This is a genomic window from Pseudoxanthomonas suwonensis (assembly GCF_000972865.1).
In the GTDB taxonomy this organism is placed as follows: domain Bacteria; phylum Pseudomonadota; class Gammaproteobacteria; order Xanthomonadales; family Xanthomonadaceae; genus Pseudoxanthomonas; species Pseudoxanthomonas suwonensis_B.
This window is the reverse complement of the sequence record NZ_CP011144.1, coordinates 2,553,884-2,572,789: the sequence shown is the minus strand read 5'-3', so window position 1 is coordinate 2,572,789 and position 18,906 is coordinate 2,553,884. Positions and strand designations below refer to the sequence as shown.

General features: G+C 65.4%; 16 protein-coding genes. 4 read left to right on the top strand and 12 right to left on the bottom strand.

Features of this window, described 5'->3' with window-relative positions:
* Positions 1-50 precede the first annotated feature (50 nt).
* Positions 51-341 carry a hypothetical protein gene (locus WQ53_RS10690; protein ID WP_052634047.1) on the top strand — a complete coding sequence of 97 codons (291 nt, stop codon included), beginning with the start codon at positions 51-53 and terminating at the stop codon, positions 339-341.
* Positions 308-1,090 (top strand): zinc-dependent peptidase, encoded by a 783-nt coding sequence (locus WQ53_RS10685; protein ID WP_052634046.1) that lies wholly within the window; start codon positions 308-310, stop codon positions 1,088-1,090. Before WQ53_RS10690 ends, WQ53_RS10685 begins: the two co-directional genes overlap by 34 nt.
* A 332-nt stretch (positions 1,091-1,422) precedes the next feature.
* On the opposite strand, the gene WQ53_RS10680 is transcribed toward WQ53_RS10685, so the two are convergent.
* The 5 genes from WQ53_RS10680 to dusA all read right to left on the bottom strand — a co-directional run bounded on the left by WQ53_RS10680 (position 1,423) and on the right by dusA (position 6,164).
* Complete coding sequence (locus WQ53_RS10680; protein ID WP_052632188.1) at positions 1,423-2,841, bottom strand: ATP-binding protein; 1,419 nt, start codon at positions 2,839-2,841, stop codon at positions 1,423-1,425.
* 49 nt (positions 2,842-2,890) lie between these two features.
* Positions 2,891-3,574 carry a response regulator transcription factor gene (locus tag WQ53_RS10675; RefSeq protein WP_024868732.1) on the bottom strand — a complete coding sequence of 228 codons (684 nt, stop codon included), beginning with the start codon at positions 3,572-3,574 and terminating at the stop codon, positions 2,891-2,893.
* 66 nt (positions 3,575-3,640) lie between these two features.
* Entirely contained in the window at positions 3,641-4,057 is a 417-nt protein-coding gene (locus WQ53_RS17425) for a hypothetical protein (protein WP_428992245.1), read from the bottom strand.
* 170 nt (positions 4,058-4,227) lie between these two features.
* The gene (locus WQ53_RS10665; protein WP_052632185.1) at positions 4,228-5,169 is read right to left on the bottom strand and encodes an arginine deiminase-related protein; all 942 of its coding nucleotides are present in this window, start codon (positions 5,167-5,169) and stop codon (positions 4,228-4,230) included.
* Entirely contained in the window at positions 5,166-6,164 is a 999-nt protein-coding gene (gene dusA / locus WQ53_RS10660) for a tRNA dihydrouridine(20/20a) synthase DusA (RefSeq protein WP_052632182.1), read from the bottom strand. Before dusA ends, WQ53_RS10665 begins: the two co-directional genes overlap by 4 nt.
* 116 nt (positions 6,165-6,280) lie before the next feature.
* On the opposite strand from dusA, the gene WQ53_RS16390 reads away from it, so the two are divergent.
* Positions 6,281-7,549, top strand: a complete 1,269-nt coding sequence (locus tag WQ53_RS16390) for a tyrosine-type recombinase/integrase (protein WP_082112980.1) — start codon at positions 6,281-6,283, stop codon at positions 7,547-7,549.
* A 144-nt stretch (positions 7,550-7,693) separates the two neighbouring features.
* A complete protein-coding gene (locus WQ53_RS16825) occupies positions 7,694-10,945 on the top strand; it encodes an SNF2-related protein (RefSeq protein ID WP_144409307.1) in 3,252 nt (1,083 codons plus the stop codon).
* A 120-nt stretch (positions 10,946-11,065) separates the two neighbouring features.
* Here WQ53_RS16825 and WQ53_RS10650 read toward each other — a convergent pair whose 3' ends face one another.
* From WQ53_RS10650 to WQ53_RS10620, 7 genes are all read right to left on the bottom strand, one after another.
* Positions 11,066-12,445: a ThiF family adenylyltransferase gene (locus tag WQ53_RS10650; protein ID WP_158497839.1), complete on the bottom strand. Its 1,380-nt coding sequence runs from the start codon at positions 12,443-12,445 to the stop codon at positions 11,066-11,068.
* The gene (locus WQ53_RS17080) at positions 12,438-12,902 is read right to left on the bottom strand and encodes a Mov34/MPN/PAD-1 family protein (protein WP_052632172.1); all 465 of its coding nucleotides are present in this window, start codon (positions 12,900-12,902) and stop codon (positions 12,438-12,440) included. Before WQ53_RS17080 ends, WQ53_RS10650 begins: the two co-directional genes overlap by 8 nt.
* A gap of 7 nt (positions 12,903-12,909) precedes the next feature.
* Entirely contained in the window at positions 12,910-13,362 is a 453-nt protein-coding gene (locus WQ53_RS17075; RefSeq protein WP_052632169.1) for a DUF7665 family protein, read from the bottom strand.
* 4 nt (positions 13,363-13,366) lie between these two features.
* Positions 13,367-13,870, bottom strand: a complete 504-nt coding sequence (locus WQ53_RS10635; protein ID WP_052632166.1) for a hypothetical protein — start codon at positions 13,868-13,870, stop codon at positions 13,367-13,369.
* Between the two features lie 130 nt (positions 13,871-14,000).
* Positions 14,001-17,363: an ATP-dependent helicase gene (locus tag WQ53_RS10630; RefSeq protein ID WP_144409305.1), complete on the bottom strand. Its 3,363-nt coding sequence runs from the start codon at positions 17,361-17,363 to the stop codon at positions 14,001-14,003.
* Between the two features lie 12 nt (positions 17,364-17,375).
* On the bottom strand, positions 17,376-18,005 hold the full coding sequence (locus WQ53_RS10625; RefSeq protein ID WP_052632158.1) for a hypothetical protein: 630 nt from the start codon (positions 18,003-18,005) through the stop codon (positions 17,376-17,378).
* Positions 18,002-18,766, bottom strand: a complete 765-nt coding sequence (locus WQ53_RS10620; RefSeq protein WP_144409304.1) for an RNA polymerase sigma factor — start codon at positions 18,764-18,766, stop codon at positions 18,002-18,004. Before WQ53_RS10620 ends, WQ53_RS10625 begins: the two co-directional genes overlap by 4 nt.
* Positions 18,767-18,906: the final 140 nt, after the last annotated feature.

The window sequence follows — 18,906 nt, the reverse complement described above, 5'->3', positions numbered from 1 at the left end:
GCAGGCGCGCTATAGTCCGGGGTCTCCGCTGCCGGTCGATGGATCCGCCGATGCGCCGCCTGCTCCCGTTCCTGCTGCTGCTCGCCGCCCCGGCGATGTGCTGGGCGACGGCTTCCGAATCCGATCCCGCGCCCAAGCGCGGCGCCTGCGTCTATGCACGCCCGGCCCCGGCCCTGGTGGCCGACGGCGATGCACCGCAGGCGCGCCCGGCCACGCCGCCGGCGGCGCGCAGCACGCCGCGCACCAGCGCCACCGGCGGTGGCGGCAGCGACGGCGATGCGGTGGCACCGCGCACCCGCGGCAACCGCTGGCACAGCTTCCTGCCGGGCATGTTCCGCTGATCAGGGCGCTGTCGCGCTGGCTGCGGCCGGCTTCCCCGAGCATCGACGACGTTACCTGGCAGGCCGCCTGCGCACCCCTGCCGTGGGTGGCCGCGCTGGAACCGAAACGCCGCGAGCGCCTGCGCCCGCTGGCCGCGCGCTTCCTCCACGAGAAGACCATCACCCCGCTGTCCGGGCTCGAGCTGGACCCGGTGCAGCGGGTCCAGCTGGCTGCGCTGTGCTGCCTGCCGCTGCTGGAGTTCGGCGAGGCCGGGCTGCGCGGCTGGTCGCAGCTGCTGGTGTACCCGGATGCGTTCCGCGTGCGCCGCAGCCACGTCGACGCCGCCGGGGTGCTGCACGAATGGGACGATGAGCTGGCCGGCGAGGCCTGGGACCAGGGTCCGCTGATCCTGTCCTGGGCCGACGTGCAGGCCGACCTGGCCCAGCCCGATGCCGGCTTCTGCGTGGCCGTGCACGAGATGGCGCACAAGCTCGACGTGCTCGACGGCGAACTCGACGGCACCCCGCCGCTGCCGGCGCGCTGGCAGCGCGAATGGGCGCGCGATTTCCAGCGCGCCTACGACGCGTTCTGCGCGGAGGTGGACGCCGGCCGCGAGACCACGATCGATCCGTACGCGGCCGAGGCGCCGGAGGAGTTCTTCGCGGTCGCCACCGAGTACCACTTCTCTGCGCCGGCGCTGCTGGCCGAGGCGATGCCGCAAGTGGCCGCGCACCTGGCGCGCTTCTACGGCCCCGCCCGCCCCTTGTAGGAGCACAGCTTGCTGGCGGCCGGGGCGTCGGAACCACGAGGACGTCGCCTGGGCCGAGGGCGTCGCGTCGCCGGCTGAACCCGGCTCCTACAAACAGCAAACCGCGCGGGGCCTTCCCCTTCTGCGGCTCGGCGCTGTTCTGTAGGAGCTGACTTCAGTCGGCGACGGGCGTCGGAGTCATGAGGTGTCGCCTGTGCCGACGTGGCGGGGGTCGCCGGCTGAACCCGGCTCCTACAACGGCAACGGGCGTCGGGAATCTGCGGAAGGCGCGCGGGCCGGCAGGTGTGTCATCGCAAGACGGGCGCCTGCACACATCCGACGCATCACAGGGATCAGAGCCCCGGCGGCAGGGTGACCTCGAAGCGCGCGCCGCCCAGCTCGGGCGAACGGGCGACCTGCAGGTCGCCGCGGTAGTCGCGGACCAGGTCCTGCACGATCGACAGGCCGATGCCGTGGCCCTGCACCCGCTCGTCGCCGCGCACGCCGCGCTGCAGCACCCTGGCCACGTCCTCCGGGACGATGCCGGGGCCGTCGTCGTCGACCGCCAGCTGCAGGCCGGCGCGGCGGTTGGGCGCGGACGGGCCGGAGCGCGCGGTCAGCAGCACCCGGTGCCGCGCCCACTTGAACGCGTTCTCCAGCAGGTTGCCAAGCAGTTCCTGCAGGTCGCCGGCCTCGCCGTAGAACTGCACGCCGGGCTCGATCTCAAACTCGCACAGCACGTTCTTGGAGGCGTAGACCTTCTCCAGCCCGCGCACGATCTCCTCGGCACTCGATTCGATCGGCACCGGCGCGGAGAACAGCTTGTGGCCGCCGGACGCAGCGCGCGCCAGCTGGTAGGAGACCAGGTCGCTCATGCGCTTGAGCTGTACGTCCACTTCCTCGCGCAGCGCCTGGTCGTGCGCAACGGCACCGTCGGTATCGGCGTCAAGCTGGGTGCGCAGCACCGCCAGCGGCGTCTTCAGGCTGTGGGCCAGGTCGGCCAGGGTGTTGCGCTGGCGCTCCAGGTTCTCGCGCTCGCTGTCGATCAGCGCGTTGATGCTCTCGGTCAGCGGTTCCAGCTCGCGCGGATGGCGCTCGCTCATGCGCTGCAGCTGGCCGCGCTGGACCCGGGTCAGCTCGGCGATCACCCGCTGCAGCGGGCGCAGGCTCCAGTTGAGGATCACCACCTGCAGCAGCAGCAGGATCAGGCCGGCGCCACCCAGGTAGACCCACAGTGCGGCGCGGAACACACGCACCTGCGCGGCCAGGATCTGCGCGTCCTCCATCACGAAGATGGTGTAGGGGAACTCGTTGTCCGGGCCGCGTTCGGCCCAGACCAGGCCGATGCCGTAGCGGTAGACCTCGCCCCCGCTGCCGTCGATCTGGGTCATCGCCAGCGGGCCGTCGAAGCGCTCCTGCCGCGGTTCCAGTTGGCCGGCGACCTCCGGCAGCAGCGGGCCTTCGGCCGAGAGCGAGGCCCAGTGCCCGTTCGGCATCACCACCTCGGCGTACAGGCCGCTGCCGGGCCGGTGGAAGCGCGGATCCGGGCCCAGTTCGGGCGTGTACAGCGAGCCGTCGCGGCCGAAATCGATGTTGTCGGCGTACGCCATGGCGTAGCTCGCCAGCCGCTGGCGCAGGTTGGCCTGGGCGGTCTCGGCGAAGGCGCGGTCCAGGGCGAAGCCGGCCAGCATCAGGAACGCGACCAGGCTGATGCTGGCCGCGGTGAGCTGGCGTGCCTTGAGCGAGCGCGGCCGCCATGGCCGGAACCCCATGCGGCTGCGCTCCACGGGTTGCCCCGACGTCTGCCCCGGTTCCAGCCGGTCAGCCGTCGGTGCGCGGGATCGCGAAGCGGTAGCCACGACCGCGGACGGTCTCGATCGGCTTCAGCTCGCCGTCCGGATCCAGCTTCTTGCGCAGGCGGCCGATGAAGACCTCCAGCACGTTGGAGTCGCGGTCGAAGTCCTGCTGGTAGATGTGCTCGGTCAGGTCGGCCTTCGAGACCAGCTCGCCGGCGTGCATCATCAGGTACTCGAGCACCTTGTACTCGTAGCTGGTCAGGTCGACGTTGCTGCCGTTGACGCTGACCGTCTGCGCGGCCAGGTCCAGCGCGACCGGGCCGCACTCCAGCACCGGCTTGCTCCAGCCGGCGGCGCGGCGGACCAGCGCGTTGAGCCGGGCCAGAAGCTCCTCGACGTGGAACGGCTTGACCAGGTAGTCGTCGGCGCCCTGCTTGAGGCCCTCGACCTTGTCCTGCCAGCTCGAGCGCGCGGTCAGGATCAGCACCGGGAAGTTCTTGCCTTCGTCGCGCAGGGCCTTGACCAGCTCCATGCCCGACATCTTGGGCAGGCCCAGGTCGATGATGGCCACGTCGAACGGCACTTCGCGGCCCATGTACAGGCCTTCCTCGCCGTCCTGCGCGGCATCGACCGCGAAGCCCTCGCGCTTCAGGCGCGCGGCCAGCGTTTCCCGCAGCGGCGCCTCGTCTTCGACCAGAAGGATACGCATGCACTCTCCCTGAGTTGCGGTTTTCGTGTGGGCGGCCCGCGGACCCGGGGCCGACCGTTCCAGTGTCTAGCGCTCGTCGTTATCGGAGCGTGGCGGCGCGCTGCGCCGCTCGGCCCCGGGGTCGTCCATGTAGCGGACCCGGCCACGATCGTCCATGTATTTCACCCGGGTGATGCTGCGCCCTTCGAACGGCACCTGCTCGGCGCCCAGGATCTGGCCCCCGGTGGAACGCTGGACCCGGCGCACGGCCTCGGAGATCGAGCGGCCGTCCTGGCGGGCCGACTCCTGGCCGGCCTCCCGGCGAGGCGGCGGCGGCACATCGCGGCCGCGCTGCATCAGCGATTCGCGCGGGCGCACCTCGCGCGGCCCCTGCGACCTCGGCCCGGCTTCCTGCCCGGCGGGGCGCGGGGGTTCCTGCGCGCCGACGTCGCTGGCCGCCACGCCCAGGGCGAGCGGCAACATGGCAATGGCGAGTCGGAACATGCGGGACATTACTGAATACCTAACGGACTCTGGCGCTAATGGCAAATCCCGCCCCAAGGCCGGGGGCGGAATCCAAGGCGCTGGCTGGAAGACGATGGTCGTTAGAAAGCGGTGAATCCGGTCTGAACTTATCCACACCCGGGGCCGCCCCTGTTCAGCCGGCGGCCCACTCAGAACACCTCGGCCACGCAGCAGCGCAGCGAGCCGCCACCGGCCTCGATCGCCGCCAGCGGCACCTGACCCAGCTCGAATCCGGCCGCCGCCAGCGCCTGCCGCTGCGCCGGATCGAGCGAGGCGGCGGCCGCCCCGCTCATCCACACCCGCCGCGGCGACAGCGCGATCGCGTTGCCCGCGAACGCGGCCTGCTGGGTGGGCGTCAACAGCACCGCATGCGGCGCGTACAACGCGGCGATGGCGTGGGCCACGGCCGGGTCGGCGAAGCCGGCCGGGCTGGCCAGCAGCGCGCGACCGGCCAGCACCGCCAGCACCACGTTGGCGTGGTACTCGCCCGGGGCCAGGTCGAACAGCAGGGTGGCGCGCAGGCCGAAGGCCTCATGCATCAGCCGCGCGCCGGCCTCGTCGCAGCGCTCGGACAGGCCGCAGTAGCCCAGCCCGCGGGCGCGGTCGACCACCAGCGAACCGGTCAGCTCGCACGGGTGCGGCTGCTGCGACAGGTCCACCTCGGTGGTCCCGACCACCTCGCGGAAGAAGCCACGGATGTCGGCCCGCGCCGCCTCGGGCTGGCGCACGGTATGGCGCATGCGGCCGACGACCAGCCGCGGCAGCGCCTGCGGATACGCCCGCGCGTCCGGCCGCGCGGTAGCGAAGACGTTGTTGGGGAACACCGCGTCGGGCGCGGCTGGATCGCCGGCGAAGGCGAACACCGGCACGTCGGCCGCCAGCGCCTGCTGCAGCGCGCGGTGCTCGGCCAGCGCGGCATCGCCGCGGTAGCACTCGGCCGCGGCCATGTAGCGGTTGTCGCGGGCCGATTCCTCGGCGCGGGCGAACCCCTCGGGGGTGACCAGGAACGCGGCCCGCGCGGTGGCCGGGCCGAAGTCCGGCGCGCAGCCGCGGGCCAGCGCCAGGAACGCGCCGGGGTCGCGGGTGATCACGCCGCCGCGCGCCGCTGCGCCGCGGTGGCGGCCAGCGCCTGTTCGACCAGGGCCCAGCCGGCGCCGGGGCGGTGCGCGCCCTCGCTGAGCACCTGGCGGAAGGCGCGTCCGCCCGGCTGGCCGTGGAACAGGCCCAGCACGTGGCGAGTGATGTGCTTGAGCGCCACCCCGCGCGCCAGCTGCGCCTCGACGTAGGGGCGCAGCGCGCGCAGCAATTCCCCGCGCCCGCGCAACTCGCCGCCGTACAGGTCGACCTCGAGCCGGTGCAGCAGGTACGGGTCGTGGTAGGCGGCGCGGCCGAGCATCACCCCGTCGACGTGCCGCAGTTGCGCCTGCGCCTGGTCCGGCGCGGCGACGCCGCCGTTGACCAGCACCCGCAGGTCCGGGCGCTCGCGCTTGAGCCGCCAGGCCCACTCGTAGCGCAGCGGCGGGATCTCGCGGTTCTCCTTCGGCGACAGGCCCTGCAGCCAGGCGTTGCGCGCGTGCACCACGAAGGTGCCGCAGCCGGCCGCGGCCACGGTGTCGACGAAGCCGCGGAAGCGCTCGTAGTCGTGCTCGTCGTCCACGCCCAGCCGGCACTTCACCGTCACCGGCACCGTCCGTCCGTCGACGGCCGCCGCCGCGATCATCGCCGCCACGCAGTCGGCCACCAGTGCCGGCTCCCGCATCAGGCAGGCACCGAAGCGCCCGGCCTGGACCCGGTCGGACGGGCAGCCGCAGTTGAGGTTGACTTCGTCGTAGCCCCACTCCGCGCCGATCCGCGCGGCCTGCGCCAGCGCCTGCGGTTCGCTGCCGCCCAACTGCAGGGCGACGGGATGCTCGACCGGGTCGAACCCGAGCAGGCGCTCGCGGTTGCCCAGCACCACCGCGTTGGCATGGACCATCTCGGTGTACAGCCGCGCATGCGGCGCCAACAGCCGGTGGAACACCCGGCAGTGGCGGTCCGTCCAGTCCATCATAGGGGCCGTGGCGAGAATTTTATTCTTGTAATTCATTTACTTACGTATCATAATCAAAAACATGTGAGACGAAAATCGTACTCTCATGTGCACTGGAATTTGCCCGATTTCGCCCCTCTACGCCCTCTTACAGCACACATAGCGCACACGAAATGGCCACGATCACCAAGCTGCCGTCGGGCCACTGGCGGGTCCAGGTTCGACGAAAACAATCGTATGCCAGCGAGACCTTCCTGCGCCATGAGGACGCGCGAAGGTGGGCCACTGAAACCGAGCACCGGATTGATCGTGGCGAACCACCGCTGAAGCGAGGCAAAGTCGACCCGACCACGTTCGCCCATCTGGTCGATCTGCACGTGGAAGACATGTGCGAGGTGGGCAAGGCGCCGCGCCGCTCCAAGGCATTCACGCTCGACGCGCTGAAAGACAAGCTCGGCAAGGTCAGGCTTGAGGATCTCACGCGCGAGCGGCTGATCCAATTCGGCAAGAATCGTGCAAAGGAAGGCGCCGGCCCGGTGACACTCAGCACCGACTTCAGCTACCTCAAGCTCGTACTCACCCATGCGGCGGCCGTGCATGGCGTCAATGTGAAGGCCGAACCCGTCGATCTAGCACGGTTCGCCCTCAAACGATTGGGCCTGATCGGACAGTCGCGACAGCGCGACCGGCGCCCAACCGCCGATGAACTCCAGCGCCTGCTCGACCACTTCGACGACAACTCCAAGCTGCAAATTCCAATGGGTCGGGTCGTGCGCTTTGCTATTGCCAGCGCGATGCGTCAGGAGGAGATCTGTCGTATCCGCTGGAGCGAGGTCGACGTACAGCGGCGCGTTGTCCTTGTACGCGATCGCAAGGATCCGCGAGAGAAGGACGGCAACCACCAGTTCGTACCGCTACTCAATCTGACCGGTTTCGATGCACTGCGTCTAATTCGGGTACAACGCAAGTATTGCCGGCGTGGCGACTTGATCTTTCCATACAACTCGCGTTCGATTGGCACTGCATTCCGACGTGCGTGCAAGCTCCTGAAGATCCATGACCTGCACTTTCACGACCTGCGACACGAGGCGACCAATCGGCTGTTCGAGGCAGGCATGAGCATCGAACAGGTCGCACTCGTCACTGGTCATCGTGACTGGAAGATCCTCAAGCGCTATACCCATCTGCGTCCGGAAGCACTGCACGAGTCGCATAGCAGATCTTCGAGCCTGGCCAAGGCGGCCCAAGCAACCGCATATCTGCTTGCGGTTCAATTGCAGGCGGAATGGGCGAGCCGCGCGGATGCCGCCATAGATGCACGCCAGCCAAGTGATGGAACCTCGGATCGCACGCAACAATTGGCTGGTCTGCTGCTAGAAGGCAGTGGCACCAAAAAAGTACCGCAGCTCGTCAAGGATCAGGCACGACGAAAGCAAAGGTAATGCTTTTTCAGCCCTTCGTTCCTTGATCAGATAGAGACTTAACAACGCTTTCTTCAAACGGAACTCCACTCAAGCGTTCACATCGCTTGTGTACCACCGCGGCACGATGGAATATAACCTCAGGCAGGGGGATGGGGTTGTGCCGTGCGCAAGCGAGGAGACGATCGAACTCTCTTACTGTTCGCTTCTGCCCAAGGAGCTAGCGAGCGCATAGCGATTGATTGGCCGCATGGTGGGAGATTTCCCCTCAATGACGGCGGAGACAAGGTCGAGAACTGGGTCTGGAACGATCTCAAGAGATCGCGTAGCCCATTGATCATCAGCGGCTACTCCAGCCTGGATCGCTTCCTTGAGTTTGCATCGGTCAGCGACCGTGAAGCGCAAGTAAGACTACTGGTCGGAAATGAACCTTTCGCATCACGGCGGCAGGAGTTCCAACTTCTTGAAGATGAGCTTCCAGCGCTCGCAGAGAAGTATTGGCTGGGTCGTGGCGTCTCCCTAATCCGCTCGGCCGCATTGATTCGGACAATCGAACGACTGAAGGAAGGCTCCGTACAGGCGAGATATCTCCGTGGCGGCAACATGCTCCATGCAAAGATCTACTGTAGTGATCAAGCGGCAACCTTAGGCTCAAGTAATTTCACAGAACCAGGGCTTGTCAATCAACATGAAGCCAACGCGCGCTTCGAACGAAATGGCGTCGATGCGGATCGCTATCACGAACTAACAAAAATTGCGGAAGGCTTCTGGTCCCTAGGAACTGACTATTCACATCAACTTATCTCTCTTCTTGAAAGGTTGCTGAGGCCAGTCCATTGGGATGAAGCACTCGCTCGCGCTTGCGCCGAGGTGCTCGAGGGCGACTGGGCGAGCATCTATCTACATGGGGACTATCTGGGCGATGCCGATACGCTTTGGCCAAGCCAAAAACAGGGCATTGCTCAAGCCCTACTGGTTCTTGACCAACAGGGCAGCGTGCTTATTGCAGACGCGACTGGTGCCGGCAAGACTCGCATGGGCACCCATCTGGTTGGTGCCGTCCACGACAACATCGTTCGTTCCGGAAGGTTGTGGCACGGGAAGGCGGTAATGATCGCCCCGCCTACCGTTGTCGAAGAATGGGAACGGGAAGTGCTCAGGACCCATGTCCAGCTGGATGTACGCTCCCATGGCGAGCTTAGCCATCGTGGTAGTCGGCGCCATGCGTTGCGTGTCGAAGAGCTAAAGCGCGCCCAAATCCTGTGTGTAGACGAAGGGCATAACTTTCTTAACCTGAAGGCTCAACGCACGCAGCTAATCCTAGGAAACATGGCGGATCATGTAGTGATGCTAACAGCAACGCCAATCAACCGCGGCATCACTGATCTGTTGCGCATTGCAGATGTCCTGGGGGCCGACAACCTGGAACCTTCCACCATCGAGACATTCCACAAGATGTTGAGGGCGAAAGACTTCACCCGGTCACTGACATCCCCAGAAGTTGATCAGCTGCGTCTAGAGTTGCGCAAATTTACAGTTCGCCGGACCAAGAGCATGCTCAACGTCCTGATTGATCGCGAACCTTCCGCATATCGAAGCACCGATGGAAGGGAATGCCGGTTCCCGAAACACAATCCCAACGTGTACAAACTAGAAGAGCCTATATCCGATCGGGAGCTTGCGCATCGCATCAAGGATCTTGCCGACACGCTATATGGCGTTACTCACTTTGTCCGCCCAATTGAGATGCCTACCCTGCTCCACAGGCAAGGCGTCACAGAAGCACAGTATCTCCATGGCCGCCTTTCCTCGGCAAAGAAGCTAGCGAGATACGCAATCATGAAAGCTCTACGCTCCTCGCGTGCGGCACTTCTCGAACACATTCATGGAACAACCAACACACTTAAAGAATTCTCGCTCACCCAAAGCTTCAGAAAGGATGAAACCGGGAATCAGTATCAGAAAGTACAGGATATTGCGGGACGTATCCCCGAGAACAAGCTGCGTGTGGATCTCCCCGACTGGCTATCTAACGAATCGGCTCACTCCGAAGCCTGTCGGCATGATGCCAGCATCTACCTCGAGATCAGCAGACTAGTACGCGAGATAACCGCTCACCGCGAGACCAAGAAGGCTGAGCTTCTCACGACTCTTCTAGAGGAATCGGAATCCGTACTCGCCTTCGACAGCCGTCCCATAACGCTTGCCCTGCTCCAAGGCATGCTTCGCAGCAAGGGGGTTGGCGCCATGCTCGCGACTGGAGACGCAAAGTCAGATCGTGATCAACTGTTAAGTGCTTTATCCCTGGGATCCCCTGCAAGCAAGGTTCTTGGCCTGTGCTCTGACAGCTTGTCTGAAGGCGTCAACATGCAAAGGGCATCTGTCCTAGTGCACCTGGATATGCCCAGTGTCGTGCGTGTCGCTGAACAACGTGCCGGCCGCATAGACCGGCTGGATAGCCCCCACTCAACTGTTCATGTCTGGTGGCCCGATGACGCCGATGAGTTTGCGTTGAGCTCAGATGAGCGCTTGATCGAGAGATTCGAGACCGTAGAAAGGCTTCTGGGATCGAATGTTCCATTGCCAGAACACCTTCAACGCCAAGCCGACGTTTCTCCCGTAAAAGTTACTGCGAGGCAGATGGTTGAAGAGTACGAGAACAGCGCAGGAAATGCATGGGACGGTATTGATGATGCCTTCTCTCCAATTCGCGGCCTATTGGAGGGCCCAGATTCGCTGATCTCGAAAGACGTATATGAGCGCTATCGCATCGTCACTGAAAAAGTGCTTTCCCGGGTCAGCCTTGTTTCTGCGACACAACCTTGGGCTTTCTTCTGCCTTAGCGCCGGGGCTTTCAACGCACCACGATGGCTTTTTATGTCCTCTGCTAATGAGGATATCCAATCAGAATTTACGGCCATAGTCGCCATGCTTCGTGAGCAGCTTGGACCTGACGTTCACAACCTTCCGCTTGACGACAGGTCGGCCAGGACAATGAACATGTTCCTTGAACGCTTGCCCATGGCGGAACGCCACTTACTCTCCCGAAAGAAACAGCGAGCAATCCACCAACTTCTCGATGTTTGCAGTCATCTCATATCGTATGCGTCAAGCAAGCAACAGGCCGAAGACCTTGAGTTCCTAGAAAAACTGCAAGATCTTCTCAGCCATCCCAGCAAGGATCGCCTACCAGACTGGAATGAGATCGCGGCACGCTGGCTCGACATCATTCGTCCGATCTGGTTTGAACGATTGCGGGAGAAACGATCGCGACCCTTGCTACTGGAGGACATCCGCAGCGATCTGCTCGAACGACCCGATTGGGTACTTGAAGCTGTTCGACGACATTTCGGAGTGATCCCGGCACCGCACCATCCCGATGAGCGGATTCGAGCTTGCATTGTCGGAGTTCCATAATCGGACACTTCTACGACAGCTACCGGCCATAAGCGGACATCCGAAACGGCTGTCTAACGATGCCAAAGCAGCTTCGAGCCTAACGCCTGAGCCAAGCCGCGCCGAACGTTCCAGGCTCGCCTACACCGACAGCGCTGCTGCGACTAGCCCGGGGTTGCTGACTGGCCACGGCATCCCAGCCACGGCCGTGCTCTCGAGCGGCCGAGCCAGATGCAGCGCAATGTACTCCACTCGCGCTCCGCCGTGACACAGCCGCAGCAATTCGCCGATCACTAGCGCCCCCGCTGCCGCGCCAGTGAAAGGCGTGGCGATGCTGCGCCCCGCCAGGCGCAGCGCGCCGCAGCGATCGCCGCTGTCGGCCAGCAGCTGCTGGTAGGCCACCTGGTTGAAGGGGCCGGGATTCGCATCGGCGGGCGCGGTCGCCGGGTCCGGCCAGCAATCCAGCGCCGAGCGCGGGGCCGGGAAGGTGTGCACGTTGATGCCGAGGTAATCGCCGGGGCCGCGTCCGAGGCCGGCCTCTATCACTCGGGAAAAGCCCACCTGCTCGACCAGCCGTCGCGCCGCCGGATTGTCCACCCCCATCAGCGCCACGGCCGGCTCGTCGCTAGCCACGGTGAAGTCAGCGCCGAAACGCCGTTCGATGAGCGTCGTGCGAAAGCCGCGGTGCTCAGCCCAGTCCGCCGCCATGCGAGTCTTGCGGCGTCCCACATCGATCTCGCGACTGAGCAAAGAGGTGCTCTTATTCGCGAGCGAAACCGGATCGAAATCCTGCAGCACCAACTCGCACGGGTAGGCGCCGTAGGGCAGCAGGCCCAAGGTCCACAGGTAGGCCTGGCCCAAGTTACCAACGCCCACCAGCCAAGCCGATTGCGGCAGCACCGTCAGCGCCGGACCTGACGCGGCCGCCGTCCACGGCACCGTCGGATCCCACAATGACCAGCCGATGCGGCGATGGCAGGCCAGCGCCTGCGTTCCGCGGAAGAACTGAAAGATCTCGCTCACCGCCATCGCGCCGGCGAGCACCGCCGCGGCTGCGCAGTTGCCCTGCTCGGCCAGTGGCTCGTCGTCCAGCGACAGCACCGCGGCTGTCCAGCCATTGAAGCTGGCGCGAATGCCAAAGCCTTCGGCGTGCACGCGTCCGATCACCAGGCACGGCACTTGGGGATCCCGCGCGCTTGCGCGCGTGACACCGAAGGCTTCCAGGGTAGCGGCCAAGCCCGCGGGCGCCGGCGTATCCGGATGCCCTCGCCAGCGTGCGCGCAGCGGCTGCTCGGGCCCCAAGTAGCTCACGCCGCCCAGCAGGCACGGCAACGCAGTGGCGGCGGCCGTCAGCAGGGCGGCCTGCGCCATCTCGCCTAGGTCGGCGCCAAAGACCAACTGCACGCGATAGCGCGCGAAGATCGCCAGCGCCTCGGCCTCGGAGGCCGCCTCGCCGGTGTCCAGCACCATCTTGAGCACCCGACTCAGGCGCTCGCCCAGCTCCTCCATCGACTCACTCATGGTCATCCTCCATTACCAAGAACCGACGGCCGCAGCCGCCCACCGCCTGCCATTGGTGGTCGCCTTCGTAGACGTACACGCCCACCGACCAGCGGCGGATTCGCGGCCGCGCGAAGTTGGGCAAGATGATTGCGACGTGGCCGCGCGCGGCGATCAGCGGGTTCTGTCGATCGATGCGGCTCTGTCGGGCGCTGTACGGGTGCACGTGCACATCGCCCACCACCTGCACACCGCGCTCGCGCACGATCGCCCACAGGCGACGAAATGCCGCCGCAGGCAAGTCCACGACGCCACGGGCGTGCACTTCCGGGTGCAGGTCATCGAAGTACAGCACGTCGGTGACGCGGCGACCGTGCTCGGTCATCTGCCCGAGCAGGAAGGCGCCCGATTCGTGGGTCTCACCGCCAGTGCGTGCGTGCAGCTGCGCGATCAGGCCGTCCCACAGCCGGCGTGGCATCCGAAGTTCACTGGGCGCGGGCATAGTCAGGCGACCCCAGCAGATCGGACACGACCCGCACGTAACGGTGGATGCCCACGGCCGGATCCCACAGCATGGACGGATGCTGCTGGCGCCAGGCCTCGTGGCCCTGGATCGCGATGCGATCGCAAGGGATGTACAGCGCGCTGGCGTTCCAGTTCGGGTTGAAGGCGGCGTTGATCCGCTCGTGGCCGCGCGGCCACCGCGCCGGGGACAGGTTGGCGTTGCACTCGACATCCCACGGCTGGGCCGTGGGCGCGTTGCGCGGGTAGTTGGTCAGCTCGAAGCGCAGCAGCAGCCGGCTGCCGTCGCCGGCACGCACCCAGATCAGCGCGTGCGGCCAGGCAATCGAGTCCAGCCCCCAACGGCCCGAGAACGAGCCGTTGAGGAAAGCCCCGGAGTTGACGTCGGCCTCGAAGGCCTGTTGGTCCAAGGACATTATGTCAGCCCTCCACGCGCTTGAAGGGCACCAGGTCGAAGGCCACCGCGCACAGCACGCCATCGGTCAGCGTGCCGATTTGGGCGTCGGAATCGGGGCGCTCGTCGCCACCTTCGAGCTCGAGCACGTGCTCGGCCGCGTCGCGCGGCGACATCTCGAAGGCGTTGTGCGTCGCCCACTGATGCACGTGGCCCACGCGCGTCACCGGCGGGAAGTCGCGCGACTTCGTCACCCCGTTGAAGGTGACGTTGACGCTGACGCGCCGGCAGCGGCCCTGGTGCAAGCGCACCAGCGCCGGTCCGCCCTCGCCCTTGCCCGATACCAGCGCCTGCACCGGCGTCTTCAGCTCCACCGGGCCGTCGTGATCCTCGGCGTGGAGGAGGTCCTGCCCGATGTGGGTAACGCCAAGCGCCTTGAGCGCTTCGCCCACCGTCTGCTGGCCATTCAAGTCGCCGACCAGCACCTGCGCAGCGCCCTCGCGCTGCAATACGATCTTGATGTTTTTCACGCTTCACCACCTTCTGTGTCATTCGTCGTTGGGGAATTCCAACGCCGTCACACAGCTAGTCGCGTAGCGCGAGAAAAAACCGGAAGATGATTTTGAAAGCGGCGAAGAAACTTGGCCAGGCGCGCCCGAATCAGGAAGCCACCGCGACCGGCGGGATCGCCGGACACAAGAAGAAAAACGGGCAACGCGGGCATTGGTCGCCGATGTTCGGCGGGAACTCGCCGGCGGCGATGGCATTGGCAATGGTGCGCACCTCGGCCACGGTGGCATCGAGCTGCTTACCGGTGATCTCCAGATCGACGGTGTCGCCGGAGGTCAGATAATGCATCTGCAAACGCGCATCTTTTCCGTAGAGCTGTTGGCCGGCCAGCAGTCGCAAGGTCTCAGGCAGTTCCACCTTCACCTTCTTGGGGCGGCGACCGGTCTTGTAGCGGCGCACCAGGCCGCCGTTGCCTGGCTCGGTCTGGTCGAGCTCCACGCGCACGCGCACGCCGCCCACGTCCATTTCCACTGGCTGGGAGGTCGCCTCGGGCGCGCGCAGATGTTCTTGCGCCTTAGTGAGCAAGCGCACGGCGAAGTCCTTGTAGACCGGCGAAAACGGATGATCCCCCGGTCCTTGAGTCGCCCACACCTGCTCAAGCTGGGGCCAGTACTCCTCCAGCGGAACTTCGCGCGTTTGCCGCTGCTGCAGCACCCACGACAACACCGCGTAGACCGAGCGGTGAAAACGCGCGTATCCGTCATCGTCCCCGCTGGCGTGCAGGCCCAGGCTCCGGGAGTAGGCGTACTTGCGTGGGCACCGTTCGTACTGATCCAACTCGCGTGCCTCGTGGATCGACGGCTCGAGCTTGAGCTCCGGGCGAGCGGGCAACTCGTCAGCGATCGGCAACGGCGCGCACTGGGGGGCGTCGGTGCGCGTGACCTGCCCCACGATGGACGGCAGGAACTTAGATTCGGAGGCATTGCGGGCGCCCAGCCGCTGGGATCGCGACAGATGCACATAGTCGCGTGCGCGCGAGAGCGCCACGTAAAACAGGCTTTCTTCCTCGAACCGGTCGCTGACATCCTCGGTGCGCAACATGCCGGTCGGCGGCGGGCACGGGACGTAGCGGCCGGATTGCGGAAAGTGGGTGGTGGCCAGGTACGGCAGGTACACCACCGGAAATTCCAGGCCCTTGCTGGCGTGGACCGTCATCAGCCGCACCGCATCGATCGAGGCGGCGGCCGCTGGCAACTCGCGGAGCGCTCGCTCCTCACCGAATTGCTCCAGCCGGCGGATCCAGCGCAGCAGGTTCTTCTTGGAGTTGCCCTTGCGCGGGTCGAAATGCTCAGCGGCGAACTGCAGCAGTTGGAAGACAGCCAAGCGGCGTTGCTGGTCAGCGCTACGCTCGCCTTCTAGCAGTTCATCGATCAGGGCGCGACGCTCGAACAGTACGTGATGGAGCACCTGCGGGACGGTCGATTCGAATGACACGCTGGCCAGGTCATCGCGCAAGCGCTCCAAGGCCGTGCGCCCGGCCGGCGAGCACGCGGCGACGACCGCGGGGTCGGACAACGCCGCCAGTGGCATGTGCTGGGCCGCGTGCGCGTGCTGCAAGAACGTGCGCACGTCTTCTAGGGGCATGCCGTAGGCGCCGGTGGCCGCCAGCCGCAACAAGGCGCCGCGGCTGGGTTCGGCGACGAACGAAATCAACGCCAGCAAATCGCGCACTTCCGCGCGCTCGAAGATGTCGCCCAGATACATCGACGGCACGCCCAACGCCTGCAAACGCACGGCGACGCGCTCGGCGTGGGTATGCGTTCGCACGATGATGGCCTGGTCGCGGTAGCCCACGCCTTGTTGGCGATGGGCCTCGATCGCCTGCGCGATGGCGCTGACTTCCGAATCCAGGTCCGGTGCGACCAGGAGCTGAGGGCGGTGCCCGTCGCCGCGATCGGCTTTGAGCTGCGTGACAGCGCGCCAGACCGGATCGTCCAGGCTGCGGGCGAAAGTCGTGTAGGTATCGATGATACGTTGCCCGGAGCGGTAGTTGCGCTCCAGCGGCAACACCTTGGCGCCGGGGTATTCGGTCGTAAACAGGCGCATATTGCCTGGGGATGCGCCGCGGAACCGGTAGATCGCCTGGCGCACGTCGCCGACCACCCACAAGCGCTCTCCCTCGCCCGCGATCAGCTTGAGCAGGCGCGAGCTGGCGCGGTTGACGTCTTGATACTCGTCCACCAGCACGTGGGCGAACTGGTCGCGGACCGCGGCCAGCACCTCGGGGTGATCTTCCAGCAGGCGGATGGCACGCCAGATCAGGTCGCCAAAATCTACCGCCCCCGCTTCTTCGAGCATCGACTCGTAGCGGGCATAGACCCGAGCCACTTCGTCGGCCCGCTCAGCGGCCTCGCGTTCGGCATCGGTTTGCGCGCCTTGGGCCATTTGCGCCGCCAACGCGGCGTACTGCGCCGGCGTGCAAAGCTCGTCCTTGGCGCGCGAGATCGCGCCCAGCACCGGCTGGATCTGGGCGAGCGGATCATTCAATCGCAGGTAGTAGTTCAACTCCAGGCTCGGCAGCACCGCTTCCAGGCGCTCGAGCGCATCGGCTGGGTCCACCACGCGCACCGGCTCGGGCAGTCCGGCTTGGGCGGCATGCTTGCGCAGCAATTCCAGGCCGAAGGCGTGGAAGGTCCCGGCCCACAGCTCGTTCGCGGTCGGGATCATGCGTGCGATGCGCTCTTTGATCTCGCGCGCCGCCTTGTTGGAGAAGGTCAACGCTAGGATTGACCGCGGATCGGTGCCCGCCTTGAGCAGGTGCTCGATGCGTCCAATCAGCGTGCGCGTCTTGCCCGTGCCCGGGCCGGCTTCCACCAGCGCCGGCGTGCCCACGTGGTGGGCGGCGATGTGCTGCGACGGATCCAGCTCCGCGAGCGGTTTGTCCGGTGACGCAGGCGGCGGATCGGGCACCAGCAGTGCGTACTGCAGCTGTTGGTAGACCAGGCCCGACGCGATTCCCAGCTCGCTGGCGATCTTCGAGGCCGGCCACTGCTGCTCGACGAACAGGTGCCGGGCCAGGTCCACCGGCAATAAGAATTCGCGAGCGAACACGTTGGCATAGCGCTCGCGCATCTCCAGCGCGCTGTAGCCTTCCACGCGCCCCGTGCCCAAGGGCGTGGCCTGTTCGGGCCCCTCGGCGTCGACATCGAAGCTCACCAGCACCGGATCGGCGGGCGATTCGATCACCCAATGACCGAACTCGTGGGCCTGGACGAAGACCTTCGCTTCCGGATCCAGCGCGTTGGAAAGGGTGATGCGCTGACTGGTGCGTTGCAACGCGCCCATACCGCCCCCGAGCAAGGGGTAGTCGGCGGGCACGTGCAAGACGGTGAGTTCGGCGTCCTCCATCGCCGCCTTCAACAACGCAGGGGCCGCCTGGCCGCAGCTTGTTTTTTCCTGCAGGCGCTGACGCACCTGTTGCGCCTTTAGCCGAACCGAAGTGAACGCATCCACGGCAAATACGCTTTAGATGGTCTCACGAAGCCATTGCTGCTTGGCTTCGTCCGACAGTGTGGAGTTCTCAACGGCCTGCTCGAACGTCCAGCGTGTACGGGTGGGGGCTTTGGCCGCCGAGCGGGCCAAAACCACCCTACTGTTGTCTTGAAACAACCAGGCGCTGACGGCGTCCACGCCTTCGTTAAGCGCGGATGAAAAGGCGTTGAGCAGACGTTGAGGCACCGGCGGCAAGATCATGTGCTCTTCAAACAGCGCCAGGATCGACTCGTCGATGCCCAAGCTCTTCGTCCACGCGGCCTGGGGGCCGCGCGCACGAAACGCTGCTTCCACGCGTCGGATCTGGTCGCGGGTCGCGCCGGCCGATCGCACTGGCGACGGCGCGGCCGCGACGTGATCTTGCTTTTGGCTCACACGCTGCAGATGGCTCATGGTGTGGCTGACAAGGTGGTCTTCCTCCTCCACGGTCAGCAGTTCGCTGCCGACTAGCACCGTCGCCGCCCATTCGAGGGCGAACTCGACAATCTCGGTCTCGAACTGCGGGTACTTTTCGGTCCATTCGTCCACCAAGGCCTTGGACGGGCGGTCTGCCGCGGCGGCGAAGGCGCCGAGGACGTCGTCGAGAATAATTTTGTAACTCATAGATCTTTCCTTTCACCAAGCGCTTTAGCGATCTTGCCGATCCACTCGCGGACGGTGCGATCGGAGACGCCCAGCTGCTGTGCAATTTGGGGTTGAGTTCGTTGCAGCGCGCGCGAGAGCAAGAACGCTTCGACGGCCTTTTTAGGCAGATGAGCCACGCGGCGCTGGAGGGCTTCGAGCTCTTCACGGGCCAGAGCACGGACTTGCGGCTCGAACTCCACATCCGGCGGATCCCAGTCAGGCTCGATCAGCTTGCCTTCGCTGTCGTAATGCTGGTCGACTTTTTCCAGAGCCAGTTCGAGGCTGCACGCCCAGGGGTGGTGCCGCGAGCGCATGGCATCGATTGAACGACGCACCAGGTACGAGGAGAAGCGTCGGATGCCGTACTCGAGGCCCGGATCGTTGCGTTCTACGCTCTTGTGCACGCTCTCGAAGATCAACTGCTGGTGATCGAGCAGGTCGTCATCGGAGATGCCGTACAACCGGCGCATGCGGCCGGCGATCATCGGGGTGGCGGCTTTGACCAAGGCCTCGAACGCGGCCCAGTACAACTCCTGGTCTTTCGCGTCGTGGCCCGCACATACGCTGTACAGCAGCGTCTCGGCGCGCAGGTCTTTTTTTCGTGCCGCTTGCTTCAGGCGAGCCAGTCGCTCATCGCGGCTGAGCGCTCCGAGCGCGTCGATTTGGCTTGTCACTTCGGGGAGGCGGCCCAGGGGCTGCTTCCCCGGTTCGCTATCGGGTGGTTCTAGGTCGGCCTTCATACGGCTATTTTCCTCCAGGCTTTCCGACCTCTTCGAGTGCAAGACCGAACCATTCGATCTGATGCCTTACGCGATCGCGGTTAGGCCACGGCCAGCGTCGAACGCGCATTGGGGTCGTTTCCCTCCCAGTCGAAGCGTCG

Excerpts from the sequence above, each read along its gene's own strand:
- WQ53_RS10690 (WP_052634047.1), top strand. The coding sequence starts at position 51 with ATGCGCCGCCTGCTCCCGTTCCTGCTGCTGCTCGCCGCCCCGGCGATG.
- WQ53_RS10680 (WP_052632188.1), bottom strand. The coding sequence starts at position 2,841 with ATGGGGTTCCGGCCATGGCGGCCGCGCTCGCTCAAGGCACGCCAGCTC.
- WQ53_RS10675 (WP_024868732.1), bottom strand. The coding sequence starts at position 3,574 with ATGCGTATCCTTCTGGTCGAAGACGAGGCGCCGCTGCGGGAAACGCTG.
- WQ53_RS17425 (WP_428992245.1), bottom strand. The coding sequence starts at position 4,057 with ATGTTCCGACTCGCCATTGCCATGTTGCCGCTCGCCCTGGGCGTGGCG.
- dusA (WP_052632182.1), bottom strand. The coding sequence starts at position 6,164 with ATGAATTACAAGAATAAAATTCTCGCCACGGCCCCTATGATGGACTGG.
- WQ53_RS16390 (WP_082112980.1), top strand. The coding sequence starts at position 6,281 with ATGGCCACGATCACCAAGCTGCCGTCGGGCCACTGGCGGGTCCAGGTT.
- WQ53_RS10650 (WP_158497839.1), bottom strand. The coding sequence starts at position 12,445 with ATGAGTGAGTCGATGGAGGAGCTGGGCGAGCGCCTGAGTCGGGTGCTC.
- WQ53_RS17080 (WP_052632172.1), bottom strand. The coding sequence starts at position 12,902 with ATGCCACGCCGGCTGTGGGACGGCCTGATCGCGCAGCTGCACGCACGC.
- WQ53_RS17075 (WP_052632169.1), bottom strand. The coding sequence starts at position 13,362 with ATGTCCTTGGACCAACAGGCCTTCGAGGCCGACGTCAACTCCGGGGCT.
- WQ53_RS10625 (WP_052632158.1), bottom strand. The coding sequence starts at position 18,005 with ATGAGTTACAAAATTATTCTCGACGACGTCCTCGGCGCCTTCGCCGCC.
- WQ53_RS10620 (WP_144409304.1), bottom strand. The coding sequence starts at position 18,766 with ATGAAGGCCGACCTAGAACCACCCGATAGCGAACCGGGGAAGCAGCCC.